Below are 24,089 nucleotides of genomic sequence, written 5' to 3'. Positions count from 1 at the left end.
GTCGGGAGCCGGCCGGCACCGGCTCGCCGTCATCTCCTCAGAGTTGGACTCGCAGGTAGGCGCCGGCCGCAAGCAACTGGGTGCGTGCCTGCTCGTCGGCGATGGTACGGGCGAACGTCGCGAACCGGTCGAGTGCGGCCTCGGCCTGCGGCTTCTGCCCGGCCTTCGCCATGCGCTCGGCCACCTTGAGCTGGCCCTTCAAGGCAGCCTCCCGGTGCGGCAGGATCAGCCCCTCCTCGCGGTACCGGTCGATGAGCGCCTCGGTGTTCGCAAACGTCGCGACCACCTCGAACGACGCCGTCGACTCGACTTCATTGCCAGCCTTGTCGGTCGCGACCGCGGCCACCTGGTGGGTGCCGGCGGTCGGCGCGACCGCCGCCGTGACCGGTTCGCCATCGAGCCGTACGACGAGAGACGCGACGCCGGATGCCGGGTCCTTCGCCGACGCCGAGATCGGCAACATCTTGCCCAGTTGGTAGGAGCCACCGTCCGTCACGCCGGCGAACGACACCACGGGTGCCGTCGAGTCGACCCGCAGCGACACGGCTGACTCCGGCGAGGTGTTGCCCGCCTCGTCGACGGCCCGGAACCGCAGCTCGTGCGTGCCGTCCTCGGTCACCTTCACCGGTTCCCGGTAGTCGGCCCATGCGCCGTCGCCGACGGCGTAGGAGATGCCGACCGGGCCGGTGCGGTCGTCCGTCCCGGTGGCCGACATGGTGATGGGCGAGACGTACCAGCCGTCCTTCCCGTTCGGTGCCGCCGGGTCGACCGCCACCGACACCGTTGGCGGCGTTGTGTCGACCACCCGGAAGTAGTCGAACGCCACCGTCACCGGCGACACCTGCTCCGGGCCGAGCGCCATCAGACCAAACGACGTCATCGCGGCGTCGTTGGTCACCGGGGCACCCAGCGAGGTCCAGTTGACCCCGCCGTCGCTGATGTCGGCAGAGTAGGTGTTCCCGGTCCGCGTGAGCCGCAGGTCGTACCAGCCGCTCTCGGTCGCCTCCGCGACGTCGATCGACCGGTTGCCGCCGTTGCCGAACTCCCCGTTGCGCTCGGACACCAGCTCGGCCCGCAGATCGCTCGGTGCGCCGCTGGTGTTCGTCGCCACCACGTCGAACTTCACGTAGTTGTCGTCATCGGCGTACATCAGGAACCCGGCCAGCTGCCAGCGGTGCAGCATCGTGGGCGTCAGCCGGGTCTGGATCGTCCAGTCGCCGTCGGGCAGGTCCTGGAGGATGAAGTTGCGCGGCGAGAGCGTGTTGCCGCCGTTGACGTCGCCCGGCTGCGTCTCGATGCGCAGTTGGCCGTCGGTCACCGCGACCTTCGACGAGTCGTAGCGCACCACGGCGTCCCACCGGCAGCCGTCGAGCGCGTCGCCGTCGAACTCGTCGGTCGGCCCGCGCACGCCGTCGTCGGTCGAGTCGGGTGTGACGGTGAAGTCGTCGAACACCGCGTTGGCCGCGGCGGTCTCCGTGTCGCCGGCGGCCATCAGGCCGATGGTGGCGCGCGGGATCACCGTCGCTTCGCCGGCCAGCGCCGTCCAGCTGGCGCCGTCGGTCGAGTACGCCGCGGTCAGCTTCGATCCGTCGCTGACCAACTGCAGGTGGACGGTTGACGGAAAGTCCGCGGGCACCTCCACGGTGGCGTGCCATCTGCGGGTGCCTGCCGCTTCGGTCTGGAACTCGAGTAGCCGGCCGCCGGACGAGTTGCGGGTGAACGCCAGCTTCACGTAGTCGTTGTCGCTGCCGTGCATCAGCAACCCGGCATGCTGCCATTCCCGGCTGTGCGCGATCGACACCTTCGTCTCGACCGTCCACGCGCCGGCCCGTGCCGGCTGGCCGACGTAGCTGATCGGGCCGGTCGCATCCTCGTTGATGTCACCGTTGGTCACCGGCAGCGCCAGGGCGCCGTCCGCTACCCGCGCCGGCAGGTTCGGCGCGTTGCGCACCACCGTCCAGCGGGTGGTGTCGAGCGTCGCGCCGTCGAACGTGTCCGAGCCCTTGACGACGCAGCCCGGTCCTGGCTCGGGCTCGGGATCCGGCCCGGGGTGGATGGCCTCGTCCACCAGGCTGAACCCGGAGAACTCCGCCTCGCTGGTGGCCGAAGTGCTGTGTGCGGTCACCGCGAGCCCGATGTCCTGCGGGCTTGCGGCGCCGGGCAGCGTCACCGGGTCGCCGACCCGGGTGAAGGTCACGCCGTCCTTGCTCCAGTAGCCGTAGTACTGGTTGCCGTCGCGCACGATCCGTACCCATGCCGGGTAGCTCGTCGTGCTGGCGCCGGTGCTGGCGTCGAGCTGCCCGTTGCCGTCGGTGTCGCGCAGCCACTCGAAGCCGAGTCCGGCCCGCAACGTCATCGCCGCGTAGCCGGGCGAGGTGCCGGGCTGGGTGACGTCGTTGCGGACGATGAGCCCGGCCTTGGCGGAGGGGTTGGAGTTGGTCTGTCGTTCGATTTTCACCGTGGCGGTCCACTGGTTGCCCGCGGCGGCCGGGAGGTACACCGAGCCGTACTGGTCGGTGCCCTGCCACATGTTTGCGCCGCCGGAGTTGATCACCCAGGTGTCGGTGTCCGGCCGGTCGTACGTGGCGTTGGTGTTGCTGAAGGTCTGCCAGTCGCCGTACAGGTCGCCGACCTCCACCTCGACGATGCGTGAGGTGGCGCTGGCGCCCCTGTCGTTGGTGGCGACCGCGGTCAGCCGGTAGCGCTGCTCGGTCGTGGCGTTCCACGTCAGCGAGTACGGCGCCGTGGTGTCGGTGCCGATCGACGTGGTGCCGACGAAGAACTCGACCTTCGTGATCGTGTTCTCGGCGTCGCTCGCGTCGGCGGTGACCTGGATCGCCCCCGGCTCCAGGTCGTCGTCCGGAGTCGGGGCGGTTACCGTGACCTTCGGCTTGCTCGTCGGTGAGACGCCCTTGCCGTCGGCCTCGATGAAGTTCAGCCGCCGCTCCCCCGCGCCGGGGAAGACCGCGTACAGGGCGAACGTCTCGCCGGGGTCGGTGACGGCGACCGGTACGTCTAGGTAGCGGCCGGCGGCGGTCGCCGGCACCTGCGCGGTGCCGAGAAGGGCGCCGTCCGGTGCGCCGCGGCGCAGCTCGACGGTGCCCGCGCTGGCCGCGCTGACGCGCAGGACCAGCTTGTCGACGCCGCGCAGGTTCACCGGGTCGTACGACGCCCAGGCGTCGTTCTGGCCGGTGATGGCGTTGGCGTGGCCCTCCACGTCCCGCGAGGGCGCCACGGTGACGCCCTGGGAGGTGTCGAAGAACTCTGCCTCCCGCTGTTTCGGGAACAGCAGCGTGGTGTCCGACCCGGTGAGCGGCGGGATGCCGCCAGGGCCGCCGGAGTCGGTGTAGCGGCCGTCGAGGGCATAGAAGACGTTCATGTCGTCGCTGTGCCCGCCGCCCAGCGAGGCGGCCACCGTGCCGGTGCGTCCGTGCAGCGGTTCGGCGGGGTGGGCGTGTTCGTCGTGGCCGAGCGCCGGTTGGATCACCACGTCGGCGTCGTCGATCTGGGTGTCCTCGGCGTCGGTGACCTGCAGGTTCCAGCTGATCTCGTCACCGAAGTCGAAGAACGCGCCGGTCGGCGGCAGCTCGAAGCTCACCTCGGGCCGCTTGTTGCCGACCGTGATCGGCACCGTCGTGGTGCCGGTTTTGCCGTGCGGGTCGGTCACCGTGAGCCGCGCGTTGTAGACGCCGTTGTCGGTGTACGTGTGGGTCGGCGCCCGCTCGGTCGAGTCGATTGTCGCGTCGCCGTCGAAGTCCCATGCGTACATCAGCGGCTCGCCCTCCGGGTCGGACGACGGCGCGCCGTCGAAGCGCACCTCGAGCGGCGCGTGCCCGGAGTCCGGCGTGGCCGTGGCCTTCGCCTCCGGGGAGCGCGAGCCGGAGATGTAGTCGATGCGGTACAGGCCCGAGTTGGGGTTGTCGCGGCCGAAGCCACCGCCCCAGTCGAGCACGTACAGGGAGCCCTCGGGGCCGAACTTCGAGTCGATAGGCGCGAGGAACTGCTCCTGCGGCAGGAACGGGTTGACCTTCTCCACGTTCCCGTCGCCGGTCGGGATGATCGAGTACATCTTGTTGCGGGACCACTCGTAGAAGAAGGGCTTGCCGTCGTAGTACGCCGGGAACTTCGTGTCCGACTGCAGCTGCGGGTCGTACTGGTAGAACGGCCCGCCCATCGGCGCGAGGCCACCGCCCTGCGGAATGACCGACGGCACCGAGGACCGCTTGTAGCCGTACCACATCTTGGCCGGCTTGGCCGCCGGCAGCTGCGTGAGGCCAGTGTTGCGGATCGAGTCGTTGACCGGGTTGGCGCAGTCGAAGTACGCGCCGACGGTCACTGGGTTGGTGCGATAGTCGACGTCGCGGAAGGGTTCGTTGTTGCCCATGCACAGCGGCCAGCCGTAGAAGCCGGGCTCGGTGATGAGGTTCCACTCGGCGATGCCCGCCGGGCCGCGGTCGGGGTTGTCGTTGCCGTTGTCCGGCGAGTAGTCGGCCATGGCCAGCGCACCGGTCTGCGGGTCGATGGCGAACCGGAACGGGTTGCGGAAGCCCATCGCGTAGATCTCCGGGCGGGTCTTCTCGGTGCCCGGCGGGAACATGTTGCCCTCGGGGATGGTGTAGGTGCCCTCCGGCTCCGGGTGGATCCGCAGGACCTTGCCGCGCAGGTCGTTGGTGTTGGCCGAGGTCGCCCGCGCGTCGTGGAACGTGCCGTCCCGCTCGGACAGCGGCGCGTAGCCGCCGGAGGGCTCGGAGTGCGGGTTCACGTCGTCGCCCACGCCGAGGTACAGGTTGCCGTCGAGGCCGAAGTCCAGCCCGCCGCCGGTGTGCCCCGGCTCGTCGGGCAGCCGTCGCGCGGGCACCTCCAGCAGCACCTTTTCGCTGGCCCGGTCGATCTGCGAGCCCTCGCCGACGGTCAGGCGGGACAGCCGGTTGACGAAGCTGGCCGGGTTCGTGTCGTCGCTGCTCGCCGGCGAGTAGTAGACGTAGAGATGGCCGTTGTCCGCGAAGTTCGGATCGATCGTGATGCCCAGCAGGCCATCCTCACCGCCGGAGTACACCGGGATGGTGACGGCGGTCGACGTAGTCTGGGTGCGCGGGTCGTACACCCGGATCTCGCCGCGGACGAGCTCGGTGTAGAACACCCGGCCGTCCGGCGCGACGTCCATGGCGTACGGCGCGCTGGTGTTCTGGTCCAGCGGCACACGCTCGAACTTGTCCCACGTCGTCCCGCCGCAGTCGCCCTGGACCATGCCGGCCGCCCACTTCACGCCGCCGGTGATGTGCTGCACGAGCTGCGGCTCGCCGGTGTAGTGCGCGCCGAAGTGGCCCATGCCGGTCATCCAGGCGCGGCCGCCGTCGTACGGCTTGCACCAGGAGATCGGGTGGTCGTAGCCCATGGCGTTGCCACCCGGGTCGTACGTCGTCTCGTCCATCGTTGCGAGCACGTGCGCGTCGCCGCGGACGTTGAGCGCGTAGTTGTACCACTCGTCGGCGCGCTGCCACCGCTGGGGCAGGTGGCTGGTCGACGGGTGGGCGTGGTCCTCGACGCGGACGGTGCCGGGCAGGCCAGGGCTGCTGCCGGTGGCGGCGTGCCCGGGCATCAGCGTGCCGATCATGTTGTCCCACCACGCGTAGTTCCCGCGCATGTCGGTCGCGTTGTGGATGGCGACGATGCCGTGGCCGGCCTGCGTGTAGCGCTCCATCGCCGCCTTCTGGTCGGCGGTCCACGGGTCGCCGGAGGCCTGGAACATCACCAGGGCGTCGAAGTGCGCCAGGTCCTCGTCGTTGAAGATCGACGAGTCCTCGGTGTGCTCCGACGTAATGCCGGCGTCGGCGAAGGCGGCCTGCAGGACGGGAACGCCCTGCTCAATCGCCTCGGTGTGCCGGAACTGGGTGGTCTTGGTAAAGATCAGCACGTGGGCGTCGCCGTGCGCGCCCGGGTGGGCGGCCGCCGGCGTTGGGCTGATCATGGACATCGCGAGTGCGGCGGCGACCGGCATCGCGAGCAACCGTCCCCACCGGGGACGCCGGGTCACGTTCATGGGGTGCGGAACCTCCTGGGACGCGAGGAATTGATGCTGTCGTGACCAGGCGGCGTGCCGGCGCCGTCAGGCTGTGTAGAGCGCGGGTTTGTCGGGTCTAAGGCATCACCGCCCGTAGGAACTTCAGGCCGTCCACGGCGATCGCGTCCTGGCTCTCGCCGAGGGGACGCCAGATAGAGGCGGCGGTGGCGATCGTCGCGTTGTCCGCGGTGAACGACTCGATGCACAGCGGGCCGGTGTAACCCGTGTAGTCGATCGCGGCGAGGATGGCCGGCCAGTCCAGGTGGTCGGTGCCGGGTGTGCCGCGGTCGTTGCCGCAGACCTGGACGTGTGCCACCCGGCCGGCGGCCGCGCGGATCGCTGCCGGGATGTCGGTCTCCTCGATGTTCTGGTGGTAGAGGTCGAGCGCGACCCCGCAGTGCGGCAGGTCGCCGATCGCCTCGAGGGTCTGACCGATGGTGTTGAGCAGGCTCGTCTCGTAGCGGTTGAGCGGTTCGACGACCAGCGTGACACCGGCCGCGCCCGCGTGCTCGACGACCGGGGTGAGGCTCTCCCGCAGCTGGGCGTAGGCCGCGGCCCGCTCGGCCGGTGACAGCCGCCAGGTGCGCCCGACCGACGCGTACGCCGGCCCGGCGATCACCGCCGAGCCGACCGTCGCGGCGACGTCCACCACTGTGCGCAGGTAGTCCTGTGTGGACCGGACCGTGGCCTCATCCGCCGCGACGAGCTCACGACCCGGTGGCATGACGAGGCAAACGGTGGCGCCGAGACCGTGGTCGGCGAGCACCTGCGCGGCCTGCTCCGGGTCCCAGTCCCCCGGGTTCTCCACGGGGAGTTCGAGCACGTCGAAGCCCCACCCCGCGACCTTGGCCGCGAGGGCGGCCAAGGTCGCGTCGGTCAGCGGCGAGGTCCACACCCAGGTGTTGACCCCGAGCGGATGTCCGCTCACTTCCACGGCCCCGGGTAGCCCGGCATGTCCTCACAGCCGCACATCGCGTAGTGCAGCGGCGGCATGTCCTGCTTGACATACTCCCGGACGTTGTCGCTGGTGATCCGCGGCTGCGGCAGCACCCACTCCTTCGGCACCTGCTCGCCCTTGAGGATCTTCACCGCGGCGATGACCGGGGTGCGCCACTGGTAGGTGGGATACGTGGGCGCGATGGCGTTCAGGCTCTCGTCGACCCAGAGTCGCAGGAAGTCCTGCTGGTCCTCGCCGACGATGGCGGGCACGTCGACGCCGGCGTCCTGGAACGCCTCGACCGCGGCGACGGCGGTCGCGCCGGCGTCCATCCACACGCCGTCGATCTGTCCCTCGCGCTGGATGTAGTCGGACACGATGCTCTTGGTCTTGGCCGCGTCGCCGTCGGTGAACTCCACGCCAACCACGTCGAGCTCGCTGCCGCCAAAGATTTCGTTGGCGGCCGCCCACCGCTGCTCGAGCACGTCCACGCCGGGCAGGATGCGCAGGGCGAGGACCTTGCCGCCCGGCTTGACCTTCTCCTTGAGGAACTCGGCGCCGTTGGCGCCGAAGGCGAACCCGCCGATGGGGTGGATGAAGGTGACCGGGCAGTTGGTGTTGACGCCCCGGTCGAACACGATCACCGGCACGCCGGTCGCGCACGCCTGCTCGACGGCCGGCGTCAGGGTGGCGGTGGTGTTCGGCGAGATGATGATCGCGGAGCAGTTGCGGCCGGTCAGCGACTGGATGTCGCTGATCTGCTTGTCGTCCTTGGCCTCCGCGTCCAGGACGACGAAGTCGGTGATCTCCGGGTGGAGCTTCACCTCCTGCTGCATGGTCTTGAAGCCCACCTGGCGCCACGGGTTGTCTACGGCGGCGTTGGAGAAGCAGAGGGTGTACTTGCCGCCGGGTTTGGCGAACTTCGCGGTGTCGACCATCTGCGGCTCGAGCATCTGCTCCCACGGCTTGCCGTCCGGGCCCTGCGGCGTGGTGTTACGGAACACGAGTTGGCGGTCGTACTCGGCCTGGTCGAAGAACTCCGACTTACGCGTGTCGGAACTGGCTGATCCGCTGCCCGAGGGCTCCTCGGGCAGATCGCTCGAACATCCGGCGAGGGCGAGCACGCCCGCCAGGGCCACCAGGGCCCATCTCTTGGTCATAGTTCTCGATCTCCTTACCAGCCGGTGGGACGTCAGGAGGGAGCGGGTCGCGCAGGTTGCACGCTGTTTCGCTGTTTCGGCCACAACCGCAGCCGTTGTCGTAGGCCGCCGCCGAGGGAGGCGTAGGCGACGGCGCCGATGATGATCACGCCCTGGACGGCCGACTCGAGGGCGCCGCTCACACCGAGCAGGTTCAGCAGCGTGAACAGAGCCTCCAGGGACAGCGCGCCGGCGGCGGCCGCGACGACCGACCCGCGCCCGCCGCCGAGGAGCACGCCGCCGAGCACGACGGCGGTGATCGCACGGAACTCCAGGCCGTTGCCGACCTGGGCCGAGACGCCGGCGAACCCGCCGAGCAGGATCGCGGCGATTGCGGCGAGCAGCCCGGAGAGGACGAACGCGAGCAGCCGGAGCTGGTCGACCTGGCCGCCGGAAAGCCGTACGGCGGCCTCGTTGTCGCCGACCGCCACCAGCGCCCGGCCGGTGCCGCTGCGCATGAACAGCACCGCGGCCACCAGGATCGCCAGCAGGATGAGCACCGACCAGGGGACCTCGCCGAGCACCGGGACATCCAGGGCGCCCCGCCCGAACGTCCGGAAGCCGGCGGACAGCGCACCCCGGGGGGCGCCGTCGGTCCACAGGAAGGTCGCGCCGTCGAGCACGAGCAGCATGCCGAGCGTGACGATGAACGACGGCACTAAAAGCTTCGTCGTGATTAGCCCGTTGACCAGGCCGACCAGTAGGCCGAACCCGAGCACGAGGAAGATCACCCAGGTCGTCGCGGACTCGCTGCCGTCGATGAGCCGGGCCGCGATGACCACCCCGGCGGTCACCAGTGCGCCGACCGACAGGTCGAACCCGCCGGAGACGATGACGAAGTACTGCCCGATCGCGAGGATCATCAGCGGCGCGGCTCGCTTGAGCAGTGCCAGGTAGCCGGACGGCCCGTCGTAGGCCGGGCCGGCGATCGCGAGGCCGACGAGCAAGAGAAGCAGGACGACGAGCACCGGCGCGGTGCCCTCGGCCAGGCGTGGACGCCAGGTCATGCCAACCTCCCGCGGGCGCGATCGGCCATCATGCGGTGGGCGTACAGCGCGACCGCGGTCACGAGGACGACACCGCGTACCACGTCCTTGAAGAACGGGTCGACCTCGAGGTCGTCGAAGATCGTGTCCAGGGTGGCCAGGATGAGGACCCCGCCGAGGGTGCCGACGACACCGCCCCGGCCGCCGGCGAGCAGCGTCCCACCGAGCACGACGGCGGCGATCGACTCCAGGTCGTACCCGGCGTCGGTGCCGACGTACGGGGCGCCCGACCCGAGCCGGCTGGCGAGGTAGATGCCGGCGAGGCCGGCGGCGACCGAACACAGCACGTGCGCGGTGACGACGACCCGACGGGTGGGCACCCCGGACAGCCGGGCCACCTCGATGTCGCCGCCCACGGCGTAGATGTGGTAGCCGGGGCGGGTCCGTGTCAGGTACCACCAGGACAGCACGGCGACGGCCAGCATGAGCAGCGCCGCGACCGGCACCGGGCCGATCCGGTCGTACCCGAGGTGTTGGAAGCCGCGCGGGACGTCGCCGGCCGGGCCGGTGTAGTTGTGTTCGAGGTAGCCGCGCAGGATGAGCGCCACGCCGAGCGTCGCGATGAACGCGTTTGCCTTCAGCACGGTGATGACCAGGCCGTTGACCAGGCCGACGCCGGCGGCCACGGCGAGCGCGAGCAGCACGCCAGGCAGGATCATGCCCTCCCGCCCGGCCATCGTCTCCGCCGCTATCAGCGAGGTGAGGCCGATCAGGTAGGCGACGGACAGGTCGAGGGATCCGGTGAGGATCACCATCGTCTGGCCGACGGCGACGACGCCGAGCGCGGTGGCCCGGGTGAGGATGTTGAGGATGCCGGCCTGGTCGAGCAGGACCTCGCCCCGCAGCCCGACGAGGACGCTGCCGACGACAAGCAGCGCGACAAGCGCGAGGTAGACGATGACGACGGGGGTGAACCGCCGGCGCACCGCCGGCCGGGCGGTGGTCGGTCGAGCCGGGGAGACGTTCTCCTGGAGAATGCTCATGCCACCTCACCAATCCCGTGCCCGGTGGCGAGCGCCATGACGGCGCCCTCGCTCGCGCCGGCCGGTAGCTCGCCGGCCAGCGTGCCGTCGTGCAAGACGAGGATCCGGTCGCTCATGCCGATCAGCTCGGGCAACTCCGAGGAGATCATCAGCACCGCCACGCCGCGCCTCGCGAGATCGCGCAGCAACTCGTGCACGGCCCGCTTGGCGCCCACGTCGATGCCGCGCGTCGGCTCGTCGACGATCAGCACCCTCGGCTCGACCGCCAGCCACTTGGCGAGAACCACCTTCTGCTGGTTGCCGCCGGACAGAAAGCGCACCTCCTGGTGCTCGCCGCGAGCCACCACGGTCACCATGTCGAGCAACGCCGGCAGGTCCGACCGGGCGCGGGAGCGCGCGCCGCGCAGCGCGGCGCGACGCACCAGCAACGTGTTGTCCCGTACGGACTGGCGAAGCGCCAGCCCGTCCCCCTTGCGATCCTCGGTGACCAGCGCGATCCCGAGGCGTACGGCGGTGCGGGGCCGGGTAACCCGCTGCGGCGTCCCGTCCACCTCCACCACCCCGCGCGTGAACGGCTCGACACCGAACACCGCACGGGCGACCGCGGAGCGGCCCGACCCTTGCAACCCGGCCAGCCCGACGATCTCCCCGGCGCGTACCTCGATGCTCAGGTCGCGTACCCGGGCGTTGCCGGCGCCGCGCAGCGCGAGCCGGACGGGCCCGAGGTCGTCGGGGCCCGCCCGATCCGGGTAGTACTCGCCCAGGTCGCGGCCCACCATGTGCCGGACGAGGTCCTCCGAGGTCAGCTCGCCCGTTGGGGCGCACGTGACGAACCGGCCGTCCTTGAGCACGGTGATCCGGTCGGAGAGGTCGAACACCTCGCGCATGCGGTGCGAGACGTAGAGGATCGCGATGCCGCGCTCGCGCAGCCGGCGCACCAGGTCGTAGAGCAGCTCGACCTCGTGGTCGGCGAGCGCGGCGGTCGGCTCGTCCATGCCGAGCACCCGGGCGTTGGTCGACAGCGCCTTGACGATCTCGACGACCTGCCGCTGGGCGACCGACAGCGACGACACGGCGTCGTTCGGGTCGATGCCGTCCTCGCCGAGCCAGTCCAACAGCTCGCGGGTGTCGGCCACCATGCGCCGCCGGTCAACCTGCATCCTCCGGACGGGCTCGCGACCGAGGTAGACGTTCTCGGCGACGCTGCGATGCGGCAGCAGGGTGAACTCCTGATGGATGATCGCGATGCCGGCCCGCTGCGCGTCCGTGGGGCCGGCGAAGGACACCGCGGCGCCGTCGACCTCGATGGTGCCGCCGTCCGGCCGGTGCACCCCGGCCAGCACCTTGAGCAGCGTGGACTTGCCCGCGCCGTTCTCGCCCATCACCGCGTGCACCTCGCCGCCGCGCAGCTCCAGGTCCACGCCGTGCAGCACCGGTACGCCGAGGAAGGACTTGGTGATCCCGGTCAGCCGCACGTACGTCGCGGTGCCGGACGTCATGTCGGCACCTCTGTCCACGCGCCGTCCGCGGCCGCGGAGGCCAGCACCGTGTCGGTGATCCGGGCGGCGCGCAGGCCGTCGGTGAACGTGGGCAGGCCGTCGGGGACGTCCTCGCCGCGCACCGCCCGGTAGGTGTCGGCGACGAACGCGTCGAAGCAGTCCTGGTAGCCCTGCGCGTGCCCGGCGGGCAGCCGGACGTAGCGGGCGGCGGAGGGGTGCAGTGTTCCGGGGTCACGCAGCACCGTCTGGCCGCCCTCACGCCGGCCGACCCACAGCCGCTCCGGATCCTCCTGGTCGAAGCCGAAGCTCGCCTCGGTGCCGGACAGCTCCAGGTGCAGCCGGTTCTTGCGGCCCGCGGCGACCTGCGACACCACCAGCGTGCCCACCGTGCCGGCGGCGGTGGTGAAGTGCACGGCGGCCAGGTCCTCGGTGGGGGTGCCGTTGCTGCGGGCCCGCTCGTGGACGACCGCGGTGCGGGCGGACAGGCGGGCGATCCGGTCGTCCGCCACGAATTCGAACAGGTCGCACCAATGCGAGCCGATGTCGGCGAACGCCCGCGACGGCCCACCGAGCGCCGCGTCGACCCGCCAGTCGTCGTCGGATGGGCGGGACAGCCAGTCCTGGAGGTAGCTGCCGGTCACGCTGGCGACGACGCCGGCATCGCCGGCGGCCAGCCGGGCCCGCAACTCGCGCACCACTGGGTGGAAGCGGTAGACGAATGGCACCGTGGCAACCCGAACTCCGGCCGCCTGCACCAGCGCTGCGGCCTCGACGCTCCCGGTGGCGAGTGGTTTCTCGCAGACGACGTGCACGCCGGCGGAGAGCGCGGCGGCGACGACGGAGGCGTGCGACGCGTTGGGCGTACACACGTGCAGCACGTCGATCTGGGCGTTGCCGAGCAGGGCCGCCAGGTCCGGGTAGCCCTCGTCGGCGCCGACGGCGCGAGCCGCGGCGGCGGCGCCGTCGGGACGTGACGCCACCGCGGCGACGACACGTGCCCCGGCACGCCGGGCCGCCTCCGCGTGCACCTGCCCCATGAATCCCGCGCCGACAACCGCCACGCGCACCGTCTGCTGATCGGATTCGAGCCCATCGGACGCCATTGCCAGATCGGCCATAGACATACGTCGACGGTAGCGACGACTTCTGTAGTAGTCAACCAAAAGTCATGCCGCCACAGCGGATAGTTAGACGGTTGATGACGAAAGTCCGGACCGACGGAGCACAACGCGGGCGAGGGATGGACCCAGAGGAGGGCCATCCTCGCCAGCCGGCTCGGGTCGGGCGCCCCAGACGCTGCTGACAACCGCAGCCACCGACGGTGAGCAACTCGGTCGGCTGGTGTACAACCCCTGGGCGTTGCGCTGAGAGCGTAGATCGCTTCCGCTGTCGGCCGGCTGCGGGCAGAGTCGGCGGCATGAGGCTTCTGGTCCTGGGCGGAACCAACTTCGTCGGTCGGGCCGTCGTCGCCGAGGCGCTCTCCCGCGGGGCACAGGTGACGGTGTTCAACCGGGGCCATACCGTACCTCCGCCGGGCGTCACCTCCCTGCGCGGCGATCGGGACCAGCCGGGCGGCTTGGCCACCTTGGCCGACGGCGATTGGGACATCGCGGTCGACACCTGGAGCGCGGCGCCGGTCGCGGTGCACAACGCGGCCCAGCTACTCAAGGGCCGGGTAGACCGGTATGCGTACATGTCCAGCCGGTCGGTGTACGCCGACCCGGGCGGGCGGTACCTCACAGAGAAGGGCCCGTTAGTCGAGGCCTCCGCCGATGCCGGCGCCGACGGCGAGGAGGTCGAGTACGGGCCAGCCAAGCGCGGCGGGGAACTTGCGGCCGAAGCCGCCTTCGGCAACCGGAGCCTGCTGGTACGGGCCGGTCTGATTCTGGGGCCACACGAGGACGTGGGTCGGCTGCCGTGGTGGCTGCGTCGCCTCGCCCGGGGCGGCCCGGTACCGGCGCCCGGACCGCACGACTTGGACCTGCAGTACGTCGACGCGCGGGACCTTGCCCAGTGGACCCTGGACGCTGTCAAGGCAGGGTTGAGTGGGCCGTACAACGTGGTCAGCGATTCCGGACACACCACGATGGGTGAGCTGCTCGACACCTGCGTGCAGGTGACCGGCAACGTTACGCAGCTACATTGGGTCACCCCGGAGGCGGTTCTCGCCGCCGGGGTCGAGCCCTGGACCGAGTTGCCGATCTGGCTGCCGCCCGGCGAGTTGCACGACCTCCTGCACCGAGGCGACGTGTCCAAGGCGCTCGCGGCGGGGCTGCGGTGCCGTCCGGTGGCGGAGACGATCGCGGATACCTGGGCTTGGTTGTCCAGCCTAGACCGTGAGCCACCGCGGCGATCGGACCGACCGGCCCCGGGCCTGTCCGCCGAAGCCGAGGCAAAATTGCTAGGACTCTGACCGGCCTAGATTTCTGACCCCTTCATCCGGACCAGCCGCAACGGCTACTCGCGGCGCACCGCCGGACGGCCGTGGTGCTCGTGGCCGAGGCGTGCGGGATCGGAATCGCGTACCGGGCGTGGAGGCCGGCCTCGACGTAGCAAGCTAACCATCGCTCAGAGTAGAGGGCCGCGCACCCTGTCGCACAGGTCAACAGGTAGGAATGTCACGGTGCTCAGCGATGAAACTGGCTGGCTCAACTAATGCGCTGCCGGATCTGCGCGGTTCCCGAGGCGCACTCTTCTCGGCATGTGCAGACGTCTCCCGCCTGACAAGCGGGAGCCACCAATGCTGACGCCTTCGGGTCCGCCGAAGTGGTCACAGATCGGGACAGGCCCGATCCGGGATTGGCGGCTTGCTGATAGTTGATGCCCGTTCGAGCGGGTGGGTCGTATCGTCGAGCGCATCAAGCGGGCTGATCCGTGGCAGAGGAAGCGGGCGGTGGCGGTGAGGATCGCGACGTTCAACGCCAACAACCTGTTCTCTCGCTGGTCGTTCCAGGCAGAGATTCCGCGGACCGTCGCCAACCCGCCGATCGCCGAGATCGCCGCCGACGGCACGACGGGCGGCGCAGGGGACGCCAGCAGCGGGCAACCATCGGTCGTCGAGGTGGTCCTGCCTGACGGCACCCACATGAGCGGCGTGCTGCGCACCTTCCGCGGCAAACTCGTCAAAGGCAAAGACCCCAAAGCCCGGGCGTGGATCGCCCAACGCATCGCCGCCATGAACGCCGATGTGCTGTGCCTGCAGGAAGTCGAAGACCAGGACGCCCTGGACACATTCAACCGCGACGACCTGCGTCCCCTCGACGTCGACTACCGCTACCGCGTTGTGGTGGAAGGCAACGACCCGCGCCGCATCGACGTCGCCATCTGCTCCCGCCTGCCCATCACCCGCATCAGCTCGTGGCGGTTCTGGCCCGCCCCATCAGGAGAGCCGGTGTTCGGCCGCGACCTGCTCCAAGCGCAGATCGCCGCCCCCGACGGCAAACCCCTGCACGTGTTCGTCAACCATCTCAAGAGCAACTTCATCGCCGACGAGCACACGCTCACCCCGGCTGAGGTCACGGCCGAACGAGAAGCCATCGCCGAACGACGCAGCGAACAGGCCAAGGCGGTCACCCAGATCCTGCGCCGGCAGCGGCTGACCCGCCGCATCGTGGTGACCGGCGACCTGAACGACCTACCAGACGCCGAGACCCTCACCGCGCTCCGCCATGCAGACCTCGCAGAGCAGGTCCACCAGGGCAGCACCGTCGCCGGGCCCAACCGCAACGGCACCCTGATCGACGACACGTTCGTCGACCTGTCCCCCACCATTTGGACCTACCGGCACCGCGCCAAGGCCGTCACCACCTACGCCCTCTACGACCAGATCTGGACCAGCCCGGACCTGACAGTCACTGCCGCGCACGTCATGCGCCGCACGCAGATCAGCGGCGACGGCTCCGACCACGACCCCGCATACATCGACCTCGACCTCGACTGACGCTGGCACCACGATCGTGCTGGCTGGCGAGGGCCCCAGGCAATTCTCGTTCCGCCTGCATTCGAGGTTGCCCGTCATCGTCGAACTCTTCGACGACCCCGCCGTAGCCCGATGGACGCCGCTGGCCTACCCGCTCGACCGGACAGCCGCGCGAAACAACCTCGACCAAACCCGCACCCGCCGCGCCGAAGGCCACGGCCGCAACGCAAGGGTCGCCTACGCCGTCGGCGCAGCCCAACGCCGGCAAGGAATGATCTGGCGCGCCGTCCGACTGACGACCGCGTAGGTCTACCAGCAACTCCGCATGCAGCAAGTGATCCTGCGCACCGATCCCGGCAACCCCGCCAGCGCCGCCGTTGCCCGCGCTACCGCCGCACCACGATCACGATCGCCTACCGGTTGTCGACCCTGCGCGACGCCGACCAGATCGCGGTGGTCGACCACGGACGCATCATCGAATCGGGTACGCACCAGGGCCTGCTCGACCGCAACGGCCGGTACGCCGTCCTCGCCGTCTGACAGCGCGTCCCCGTGGCCGAGAACGGACGCTGCCTCGCGTCACGCCGGCCGTGGCACCGACGCGAGCGGGGACAGGGAGAACCAGTGGGGCACCGCCCTGCGCAACGCCTCCGGACCCTGCAGCTCGACCGTGCCGCCACGCAGGGCGTCGGCCCATGTCGAGTAGCCGCGCCAGATGTCGATCATCGCGCGCAGGCTGGCGCGGACTTCAACCGCGAGCGGGAAACCGGGGTCCACGTCGCACACGTCCGCCTCCGTTGACCTTGACGTACGTCTCGTCAACGAGCCGCCTGTCGCCTGGCGAGTGCCGGCAAAGGCGGGCCGCGTCGCCCAGGAGCGGCGTGAGCCGCTGCACCCATCGGTAGACGGTGACGTGATCAACCTCCACGCCGCGCTCGACCAGCAACTCCTCAACGTCGCGATAGGACAGGTTGAACCGCAGATACCAGCGGACCGCGACCACGATCACCTCCGGCGGGAACCGGAACCCGGCGAACGCCGACTTCGGTCGATGACGTCACTGCTCAAGCCTGCCTCGATCTTGCCAACGCTCAACGCAACGGAGCTGTAGGCGCCGGCACGCCTCGCGGACGACCCGGCTTTCTCGCATCGACGCTGGCCACACCCTGGATCGGCCGCGCTGTCCATGGGGACTTTTTTCAGGTATCGAACTTAGCCGTGTTTTGTTACGCGGCCGTTATTGACGTGACCGCCGCCACTTCGGTTGACTGCGACGGAACCGCTTCCGCAACCGGTTCCGAAACAACGCCCTCACCCCTTCGACCCGGGAGCGTGACGTGCCGATAACCATCGCCGATGTCGCCGCCCGCGCGGGGGTGAGCAAGACGACGGTCTCCCGGGTGCTCAACGGCAAGGGCGAGGTGCGCGTCCGCACCGCCGACCGGGTCCGCGCGGTCATCAACGCCCTCGGGTACGTGCCGAGCGCCCGCGCGGTCGGCCTGGCCCGCGGGCGTACCCGGGTGGTCGGCATGCTGGTGCCCGCCCTGACCTGGCCCTGGATGGGCGAGGTGCTCCAGGGCGCGGCCGACGTGGTCGAGGCCGAGGGGTACGGCATGCTGCTGTTCACCTGCACCCACGGCGACGAGTCGATGCGGCGGTTCGCCTCCCAGGTCTCCGCAAAGTCCTTCGACGGCCTGCTCGTGGTCGAGCCGGAGGGCACCCTCGACTACATCACCGAGCTGCACGAGCGCGGCCTGCCGGTCATCCTCATCGACGACCGCGGCCACCAGCCCGGCTTCCCGTCGGTGCGCACCACCAACGAGTCCGGCGCGCGAGCCGCGGCGGCGCACCTGCTGGCGCACGGGCGGAAGCGGCCGCTGGTCGTCACCGGCCTGAGCCGCTTCGGCTGCACCCGGGAGCGGCTGGCCGGCTTCGCGGACGGCTACGCCGACGCCGGCCTGCCCATCGACCCCGCCCTCGTCGTGGAGGGCGACTTCACCTTTGAGTGCGGGCGGATCGCGGTGGAACGCCTGCTCGCCGACGGCGTGCCGTTCGACGCCGTCTTCGCGCACAACGACCTCTCCGCCGCCGGGGCGCTCCAGGCGCTGCGCGACGCCGGCCGGCGGGTCCCGGACGACGTGGCGGTGGTCGGCTTCGACGACCTGCCCCTGGCCGGGCACACCCACCCACCGCTGAGCTCGGTCCGTCAGCCGTTGCGGGAGATGGGGGCGGCCGCCGCCCGCACCCTCATCGCCCACCTCGCCGGCACGCCGCTGCCGGACACCCCGACCGTCATTCCCACCAAGTTCACCGTCCGCGCCTCGACCGGCGTTACCTGACCTCTCCACCGCTGTATCCACCACCCACACCGGCGGAGCACCGCGCCCACCGGTGGCAACACCGCACACCCTCCATCCACCACATCCCGCTCGAGGATTGCGGGAGCACCGAGGGAGACCTCCATGAGAAGAAGGCAGTTCCTCGCCGTCGCGCTGGCCGGCGCGATGGCCACCGGCGTCGCCGCGTGCGGCGACAGCCCGAACGCGAACAAGAACAACGGCCAGGCGGCCACGGTGCTGAACGTCGGCATGCCGAACGGCCCGCAGGCCGAGAACAACAACCCGTTCCTCACCACGTCCGCCGCGGCCTCGCTGGGCTACCGCTGGCAGATCTTCGAGCCGCTGATGATGTGGAACCCGGTGAAGCCGGCCGACCCGTTCAAGCCGTGGCTGGCGACCAAGGCCGAGTGGTCGTCGGACTACACCTCGGTCAAGGTCACTATCCGAGACAACGCCACCTGGTCGGACGGGCAGAAGGTCACCGCCGAGGACGTCGCCTTCACCTACAACCTGGTCAAGAAGTACCCGGCGCTCAACGACCAGGGCGTGCCCTACACGGACGCGACCGCCAGCGGCAACGAGGTCACCATCAAGATGGCCAGCCCGCAGTTCGTGAACCAGCAGAAGGTGCTGTGGCGGGTGCCGATCGTGCCCAAGCACATCTGGGAGAAGATCAGCGACCCGACGACCGACACCGTCAAGCAGCCGATCGGCAGCGGCCCGTACACCCTGAAGTCGTTCACCCCGGCCAGCATGACCCTGGCGGTGCGCGACAGCGGCTACTGGCAGGACCTGCCGAAGGTCAAGGAGCTGCGCTACACGTCCTACACGGACAACAGCGCGCAGACCACCGCGCTGGCCAACGGCGAGTCGGAGTGGAGCTTCGTCTTCATCCCCAACTACCAGGCCGTCTTCGTGGCCAAGGACCAGGAGCACCACAAGGTGTGGGCGCCGGCGATCCTGGGCATCCACGGCCTCTACCTCAACACCACGAAGAAGCCGTTCGACGACCCCACGTTGCGCCGCGCCATGAACATGGTCATTGACCGTGCCGACATCTTCACCACGGCCGAGGCCGGCTACTTCCACCCGCTGGTGAAGAGCGTGACCGGCCTGCCCAGCCCGGCCGGTGACTCGTTCGTCGCGCCCGAGTTCAAGGGGCAGGAGCACAAGGTCGACGTCGAGGGCGCCAAGGCGCTGCTGACCGGCGCCGGCTACAAGCTCGAGGGCAACACCCTCAAGGACAAGACCGGTAAGGCCGTCACGCTGAAGCTGACCGACCCGGCCGGCTGGTCCGACTACCAGACCAGCCTGGAGATTGTGAAGGACAACCTGTCGAAGATCGGCATCGCCGCCACGGTCGACAAGGCCAACCAGGACGCCTGGTTCCGAAACGTCGAGCAGGGCAACTTCGAGGCGACCTTCCGGTGGACCGAGGGCGGCGCCACGCCGTACGACATCTACCGGACCGTCATGGACGGACGGCAGCTCAAGCCAATCGGCACCGCCTCCCCCGCCGGCAACTTCGGCCGCTTCAACAACAAGGAGGCGACCGACGCCCTGGTCGCCTACGCGAACGCGACCGACGACGCCGCGCGCACCACCGCGATGAACACGCTGCAGAAGATCTTCGTCGACCAGATGCCGATGATCCCAGTCGGCGCGGACAACATCGGCGGCGCGTACAGCACGAAGAACTGGACCGGCTGGCCGGACGACTCGAACCCGTACGGCGCCATGCAGCCCACCCAGCCCAACGCGCTGGACGTGGTCCTGCACCTCAAGCCCGCCAACGGCTGACCTCGCCAAGCGCCTCCCCGGCCGGCTCCCCGGCCGGCCGGGGAGGCGCACCCCACACTCAGACAGGAACTCGGCATGACGTTGAGCGAGAGCGCGGCGGCGCCGGCCGACGAGGTGGTGCTGGACGCCGTCGGCCTGACCAAGCACTTCCCCGTCCGCAGGCGGCTGCGTGGCCTCTTCTCCCGGACGCCGGCAGTCGTGCACGCCGTCGACGACGTATCGTTCGCGCTGCGTCGCGGCCGGGTGACCGCGCTGGTCGGGGAGTCCGGCTCCGGCAAGTCCACGGTGGCCCGGCTGCTGGCCCAGCTCTACCCCCGCACCGCCGGCGACCTCCGCCTGCACGGCACGTCGACCAGGGTGCGCGGCGGTCGTCCGTTCCGGTCGTACGTGCGGCGGGTCCAGCTGATCCTGCAGGACCCGTTCGCGTCGTTGAATCCGGTGCACACCGTCCGCTACCACCTCACCCGGTCGCTGCGGATCCACGGCAACGCCGGGCGCGGCGCCGAGGAGCTGGAGGCGGCCCTCGGCAAGCTGCTCACCCGGGTCAGTCTCACCCCGCCCGAGCGCTACCTGGACGCCTTCCCGCACGAGCTCTCCGGCGGCCAGCGGCAGCGCGTCGCCATCGCCCGGGCGCTCGGCGCCGACCCGGAGGTGCTCCTCGCCGACGAGCCGGTCTCCATGCTCGACGTGTCGATCCGCCTCGGCGTGCTCAACCTGCTCCAAGACCTCAAGGAGCGGCTCAACATCGCCATCCTCTACATCACGCACGACATCGCCTCGGCCCGCTACTTCGCCGACGAGACGATCGTGATGTACGCGGGCCGGATGGTCGAGGGCGGCGACAGCGAGACCGTCACCCAGAACCCGGCCCATCCGTACACCCGGCTGCTCACCGATTCGGCGCCGGACCCCGAGCGCATCACCGGCGACGGCGCCGGCGTCGACGCGGCCGCCGGGGAGGACCGCGGTCAGGGCGAGCCGCCGAGCCTGATCACCCCGCCCGCGGGCTGCCGGTTCCACCCCCGGTGTCCGCACGCCATGCGGCGCTGCACGGTGGACCTGCCGCCACGGCTGACCATCGACCGGCTCGGTCACTGGGCGGCCTGCTGGCTTTACGACCCGGCCACCGTCGCCGCCGACACTCCCGGCTCCGCCGCGCCCGACGCCGATCCGGCCGTGCCAGCGCCGCCGGCGGCGGTCGAGCGGGACGACACCGCCGCCAGGGGGGAGACACGATGAGATTCCTCCTGCAGCGCACGGCCTTCTACCTGTTCACCGCGTGGGCGGCCATCACGCTCAACTTCTTCATTCCGCGGCTGGTCCCGGGCGACCCGGTGCAGTCCCTCATCTCGCGCAACCAGGGCCGGATCAGCGCCGACGCCATCGAGTCGCTGCGCGTGCTGTTCGGGCTGGACGCGAACGAGAACGCCTGGCGGCAGTACCTGCACTACTGGGGACAGCTCCTCCACGGCGACCTAGGGCTGTCGTTCACCTTCTTCCCGGCGCCGGTGTCGACGGTGATCGGCGACAGCCTGCCGTGGACGGTCGGCCTGGTCGGCATCACCACGATCATCAGCTTCCTCCTCGGCACCGCGCTCGGCGTCGGCGCCGGCTGGCGGCGCGGCTCCTGGGTCGACGGCCTGCTGCCGGCCACCACGTTCCTGTCCTCGATCCCGTACTTCTGGCTGGGCCTCGTCGCCATCGCCCTGTTCGCCGGCCCGGGAAGCGTCTTCCCGTCCTCCGGCGGCTACGAGGCGGGCCTGGTGCCGGCGTTCGACCAGTACTTCATCCCGAGCGCGATCCAGCACAGCATCCTGCCCGCCGCCACCATCCTGGTCTCCTCGATGAGCGGGTGGATCCTCAGCATGCGCAACATGATGGTCACCGTCTCCTCGGAGGACTACATCACGGTCGCCCACGCGAAGGGGTTGTCCGAGCGCCGGGTCGCCCTCAGCTACGCGGCCCGCAACGCGCTGCTGCCCAACGTCTCGGGCTTCGCCCTGTCGCTCGGATTCATCGTCGGCGGCACGCTGCTGGTGGAGATCGTCTTCTCCTACCCCGGGCTCGGCTACCAGCTCTTCCAGGCCGTTGGCGCCAAGGACTACCCGCTGATGCAGGGCATCTTCCTGATCATCACGATCTCCGTGCTGGTGGCGAACCTGCTCGCCGACGTCGCGTACCTGCTTCTCGACCCGCGGACCCGAAAGAGCTGAGCGATGACAATCTCACCGTCGAGCATCGAGCAGGTCATCCCCGGTCAGGGGGCGATGGCCCAGCCGTCGGCCGCGCCGGGCCGGGCGAAGCGGCGCCGGTTCCGGTTCATCGCCAACGCCAAGGCCGCCACGGGGCTGGTCATCCTGGGCATCTACTGCCTCTTCGCGGTGATCGGGCCGTGGGTGGCGCCGTACAACCCGGACGCGCGCAGCGGCGACGTGCTCCAGGCGCCGTCGCTGCGGCACTGGTTCGGCACCACCCACCTCGGTCAGGACATCTTCAGCCAGATCCTGGTCGGCGCGCGCAGCGTCATGGTGGTGGGACTGGTGGCCGGCGTGCTGGCGACGATCCTGTCCATCCTCATCGGCGTGACCGCCGGCTACATCGGCGGCGCGGCCGACGAGGGCCTGTCGGCCCTGTCCAACGTGTTCCTGGTCATCCCCGCGCTGCCGCTGATCATCATCGTGACGTCGATCGTCGAGCAGGCCAGCGACACGCTGGTCGCGCTCATCATCGGCTGCACCTCGTGGGCGTGGGGCGCCCGGGTGCTGCGCGCCCAGACATTGTCCCTGCGGCGCCGCGACTACGTCGAGGCGGCCCGGGCCACCGGCGAGCGGCCGTGGCGCATCATCCTGTTCGAGATCCTGCCCAACCTCACCGCGATCATCGCGTCCGGCTTCGTCGGCACCGTCATCTTCGCCGTCATGTCGGAGATCACCCTGGCCTTCATCGGCATCTCGTCGATCTCGTCCTGGAACTGGGGCACCATCCTGTTCTGGGCCCAGGGCCAGCAGGCCCTCGCGCAGGGCGCCTGGTGGTGGTTCGTCCCGGCCGGGCTGGCCATCGCGGTGCTCGGCACCGCCCTCGCCCTGATCAACTTCGGCATCGACGAGTTCGTCAGCCCCCGGCTACGCAGCGCCGGCAAAACCCGGATCCGCACCGCCGACGGCCGCAGCGTGCGGATGCGGGTCGGCTTCACCCCCGTGCTGGCCCCGACCCCGTCCGTCCCGACGCCACGGGCTGCCACCACCCGAGAGGACGTTGTGCGATGAGCGATCCGGTGCTGGAGATCCGCGGACTGCGCGTCGACTACGGGCTCGGCGACGCGGCGGTGCACGCCGTGCGCGACGTCGACCTGACCCTGCACCGGGGCGAGGTGCTGGGGCTGGCCGGGGAGAGCGGCAGCGGCAAGTCCACCCTGGCGTACGGGCTGACCCGGCTGCTGCCGCCGCCCGGCGTGGTCAGCGGCGGCCAGGTCGTCTACCACCCGGTCGACGGCCCGCCGGTCGACGTGCTCACCCTCAGCCCGGCCCAGCTGCGGCAGTTCCGCTGGGCGGAGACCTCGATCGTGTTCCAGGGCGCGATGAACTCGCTGAACCCGGTGCACAAGGTCTCCACCCAGCTGCTCGACGTGATCAAGGCGCACGAGCCGCGGAGCACGGCGGCGAGTCGGCTGGCCCGGGCCCGGGACCTGCTCCGCCTGGTCGGCATCGCCGCCGACCGGCTGGACAGCTACCCGCATCAGCTCTCCGGCGGGATGCGGCAGCGGGTCATGATCGCCATGGCGCTGGCGCTGGAGCCGCAGGTGGTCATCATGGACGAGCCGACCACCGCGCTGGACGTGGTAATGCAGCGGCAGATCCTCGGTCAGCTCGCCGAGCTGCGGGAGCGGCTGGACTTCGCGGTGCTGTTCATCACCCACGACCTGTCGCTGCTGGTCGAGTTCTCCGACCGGATCGCCATCATGTACGGCGGCCGGATCGTCGAGGAGGCGCCCGCCGCGCAGCTGTACGGGCGGGCCCTGCACCCGTACACCGAGGGGTTGCTGCACTCCTTCCCGGCGCTGCGCGGCCCGCGCCGCGAGCTGACCGGCATCCCCGGCTCCCCGCCGGACCTACGGGCCATGCCGGAGGGCTGCGCGTTCCACCCGCGCTGTCCAAAAGCGTTCGACCCGTGCGACAAGAAAGTGCCGGCACTGGGAGCGCCCGGCGGCGACCCAGGCCGGGCCGTCGCCTGCTGGCTGCACCCCGCCGCCACGCCGGTCCCCCACTGACCTCCCTTCGTCCGACCGAACTACCCGCAACCGCTAGGA

At 70.3% G+C, this 24,089-nt stretch carries 16 protein-coding genes and 1 pseudogene; 8 read left to right on the top strand and 9 right to left on the bottom strand.

The window, feature by feature from the left end; genetic code table 11:
* Positions 1-37 precede the first annotated feature (37 nt).
* From BUS84_RS02850 to BUS84_RS02820, 7 genes are all read right to left on the bottom strand, one after another.
* A complete protein-coding gene (locus tag BUS84_RS02850) occupies positions 38-6,040 on the bottom strand; it encodes a ThuA domain-containing protein (RefSeq protein ID WP_084757097.1) in 6,003 nt (2,000 codons plus the stop codon).
* 97 nt (positions 6,041-6,137) lie between these two features.
* Complete coding sequence (locus tag BUS84_RS02845; protein WP_074308499.1) at positions 6,138-6,989, bottom strand: sugar phosphate isomerase/epimerase family protein; 852 nt, start codon at positions 6,987-6,989, stop codon at positions 6,138-6,140.
* A complete protein-coding gene (locus tag BUS84_RS02840) occupies positions 6,986-8,158 on the bottom strand; it encodes a substrate-binding domain-containing protein (protein WP_074308497.1) in 1,173 nt (390 codons plus the stop codon). Before BUS84_RS02840 ends, BUS84_RS02845 begins: the two co-directional genes overlap by 4 nt.
* 32 nt (positions 8,159-8,190) lie before the next feature.
* Positions 8,191-9,204 carry an ABC transporter permease gene (locus tag BUS84_RS02835; RefSeq protein ID WP_084757095.1) on the bottom strand — a complete coding sequence of 338 codons (1,014 nt, stop codon included), beginning with the start codon at positions 9,202-9,204 and terminating at the stop codon, positions 8,191-8,193.
* Complete coding sequence (locus BUS84_RS02830; protein ID WP_074308495.1) at positions 9,201-10,226, bottom strand: ABC transporter permease; 1,026 nt, start codon at positions 10,224-10,226, stop codon at positions 9,201-9,203. The genes BUS84_RS02835 and BUS84_RS02830 overlap by 4 nt, the downstream gene beginning before the upstream one ends.
* Positions 10,223-11,725, bottom strand: a complete 1,503-nt coding sequence (locus BUS84_RS02825; RefSeq protein WP_074308494.1) for a sugar ABC transporter ATP-binding protein — start codon at positions 11,723-11,725, stop codon at positions 10,223-10,225. The genes BUS84_RS02830 and BUS84_RS02825 overlap by 4 nt, the downstream gene beginning before the upstream one ends.
* Complete coding sequence (locus BUS84_RS02820; RefSeq protein ID WP_074308492.1) at positions 11,722-12,849, bottom strand: Gfo/Idh/MocA family protein; 1,128 nt, start codon at positions 12,847-12,849, stop codon at positions 11,722-11,724. The genes BUS84_RS02825 and BUS84_RS02820 overlap by 4 nt, the downstream gene beginning before the upstream one ends.
* 293 nt (positions 12,850-13,142) lie before the next feature.
* On the opposite strand from BUS84_RS02820, the gene BUS84_RS02815 reads away from it, so the two are divergent.
* On the top strand, positions 13,143-14,138 hold the full coding sequence (locus BUS84_RS02815; RefSeq protein ID WP_074308490.1) for an NAD-dependent epimerase/dehydratase family protein: 996 nt from the start codon (positions 13,143-13,145) through the stop codon (positions 14,136-14,138).
* A gap of 423 nt (positions 14,139-14,561) precedes the next feature.
* On the top strand, positions 14,562-15,665 hold the full coding sequence (locus tag BUS84_RS02810; protein WP_074308488.1) for an endonuclease/exonuclease/phosphatase family protein: 1,104 nt from the start codon (positions 14,562-14,564) through the stop codon (positions 15,663-15,665).
* A gap of 558 nt (positions 15,666-16,223) precedes the next feature.
* On the opposite strand, the gene BUS84_RS38080 is transcribed toward BUS84_RS02810, so the two are convergent.
* Together BUS84_RS38080 and BUS84_RS41095 are read right to left on the bottom strand one after the other, a co-directional pair.
* Complete coding sequence (locus tag BUS84_RS38080; protein WP_159450962.1) at positions 16,224-16,370, bottom strand: hypothetical protein; 147 nt, start codon at positions 16,368-16,370, stop codon at positions 16,224-16,226.
* 67 nt (positions 16,371-16,437) lie between these two features.
* Positions 16,438-16,653 (bottom strand): annotated as a pseudogene (locus tag BUS84_RS41095) (IS6 family transposase); the annotation flags it as partial.
* Between the two features lie 328 nt (positions 16,654-16,981).
* Here BUS84_RS41095 and BUS84_RS02795 point away from each other — a divergent pair.
* The 6 genes from BUS84_RS02795 (at position 16,982) to BUS84_RS02770 (ending at position 24,050) form a co-directional block, all read left to right on the top strand.
* Complete coding sequence (locus BUS84_RS02795; protein WP_074308484.1) at positions 16,982-17,983, top strand: LacI family DNA-binding transcriptional regulator; 1,002 nt, start codon at positions 16,982-16,984, stop codon at positions 17,981-17,983.
* Between the two features lie 123 nt (positions 17,984-18,106).
* Complete coding sequence (locus tag BUS84_RS02790) at positions 18,107-19,783, top strand: ABC transporter substrate-binding protein (RefSeq protein WP_074308482.1); 1,677 nt, start codon at positions 18,107-18,109, stop codon at positions 19,781-19,783.
* Between the two features lie 75 nt (positions 19,784-19,858).
* Positions 19,859-21,022: an ABC transporter ATP-binding protein gene (locus BUS84_RS41090; protein ID WP_084757093.1), complete on the top strand. Its 1,164-nt coding sequence runs from the start codon at positions 19,859-19,861 to the stop codon at positions 21,020-21,022.
* Complete coding sequence (locus tag BUS84_RS02780; protein ID WP_074308481.1) at positions 21,019-21,996, top strand: ABC transporter permease; 978 nt, start codon at positions 21,019-21,021, stop codon at positions 21,994-21,996. Before BUS84_RS41090 ends, BUS84_RS02780 begins: the two co-directional genes overlap by 4 nt.
* A gap of 3 nt (positions 21,997-21,999) precedes the next feature.
* Positions 22,000-23,049 carry an ABC transporter permease gene (locus BUS84_RS02775; RefSeq protein ID WP_074308479.1) on the top strand — a complete coding sequence of 350 codons (1,050 nt, stop codon included), beginning with the start codon at positions 22,000-22,002 and terminating at the stop codon, positions 23,047-23,049.
* Positions 23,046-24,050 carry an ABC transporter ATP-binding protein gene (locus tag BUS84_RS02770; RefSeq protein ID WP_074308477.1) on the top strand — a complete coding sequence of 335 codons (1,005 nt, stop codon included), beginning with the start codon at positions 23,046-23,048 and terminating at the stop codon, positions 24,048-24,050. The genes BUS84_RS02775 and BUS84_RS02770 overlap by 4 nt, the downstream gene beginning before the upstream one ends.
* The last annotated feature ends 39 nt before the right edge of the window (positions 24,051-24,089 follow it).

The organism is Micromonospora cremea, from assembly GCF_900143515.1.
Classification (GTDB): domain Bacteria; phylum Actinomycetota; class Actinomycetes; order Mycobacteriales; family Micromonosporaceae; genus Micromonospora; species Micromonospora cremea.
Note: the sequence above shows the minus strand (reverse complement) of the source record. Positions and strands in the feature narration are given on the sequence as shown.

Bases quoted from the DNA above. Each gene is read 5' to 3' on its own strand.
- BUS84_RS02850 (WP_084757097.1), bottom strand. From the start codon at position 6,040: ATGAACGTGACCCGGCGTCCCCGGTGGGGACGGTTGCTCGCGATGCCG.
- BUS84_RS02840 (WP_074308497.1), bottom strand. From the start codon at position 8,158: ATGACCAAGAGATGGGCCCTGGTGGCCCTGGCGGGCGTGCTCGCCCTC.
- BUS84_RS02835 (WP_084757095.1), bottom strand. From the start codon at position 9,204: ATGACCTGGCGTCCACGCCTGGCCGAGGGCACCGCGCCGGTGCTCGTC.
- BUS84_RS02830 (WP_074308495.1), bottom strand. From the start codon at position 10,226: ATGAGCATTCTCCAGGAGAACGTCTCCCCGGCTCGACCGACCACCGCC.
- BUS84_RS02825 (WP_074308494.1), bottom strand. From the start codon at position 11,725: ATGACGTCCGGCACCGCGACGTACGTGCGGCTGACCGGGATCACCAAG.
- BUS84_RS02820 (WP_074308492.1), bottom strand. From the start codon at position 12,849: ATGTCTATGGCCGATCTGGCAATGGCGTCCGATGGGCTCGAATCCGAT.
- BUS84_RS02815 (WP_074308490.1), top strand. From the start codon at position 13,143: ATGAGGCTTCTGGTCCTGGGCGGAACCAACTTCGTCGGTCGGGCCGTC.
- BUS84_RS38080 (WP_159450962.1), bottom strand. From the start codon at position 16,370: ATGATCGACATCTGGCGCGGCTACTCGACATGGGCCGACGCCCTGCGT.
- BUS84_RS02790 (WP_074308482.1), top strand. From the start codon at position 18,107: ATGAGAAGAAGGCAGTTCCTCGCCGTCGCGCTGGCCGGCGCGATGGCC.
- BUS84_RS41090 (WP_084757093.1), top strand. From the start codon at position 19,859: ATGACGTTGAGCGAGAGCGCGGCGGCGCCGGCCGACGAGGTGGTGCTG.
- BUS84_RS02780 (WP_074308481.1), top strand. From the start codon at position 21,019: ATGAGATTCCTCCTGCAGCGCACGGCCTTCTACCTGTTCACCGCGTGG.
- BUS84_RS02775 (WP_074308479.1), top strand. From the start codon at position 22,000: ATGACAATCTCACCGTCGAGCATCGAGCAGGTCATCCCCGGTCAGGGG.
- BUS84_RS02770 (WP_074308477.1), top strand. From the start codon at position 23,046: ATGAGCGATCCGGTGCTGGAGATCCGCGGACTGCGCGTCGACTACGGG.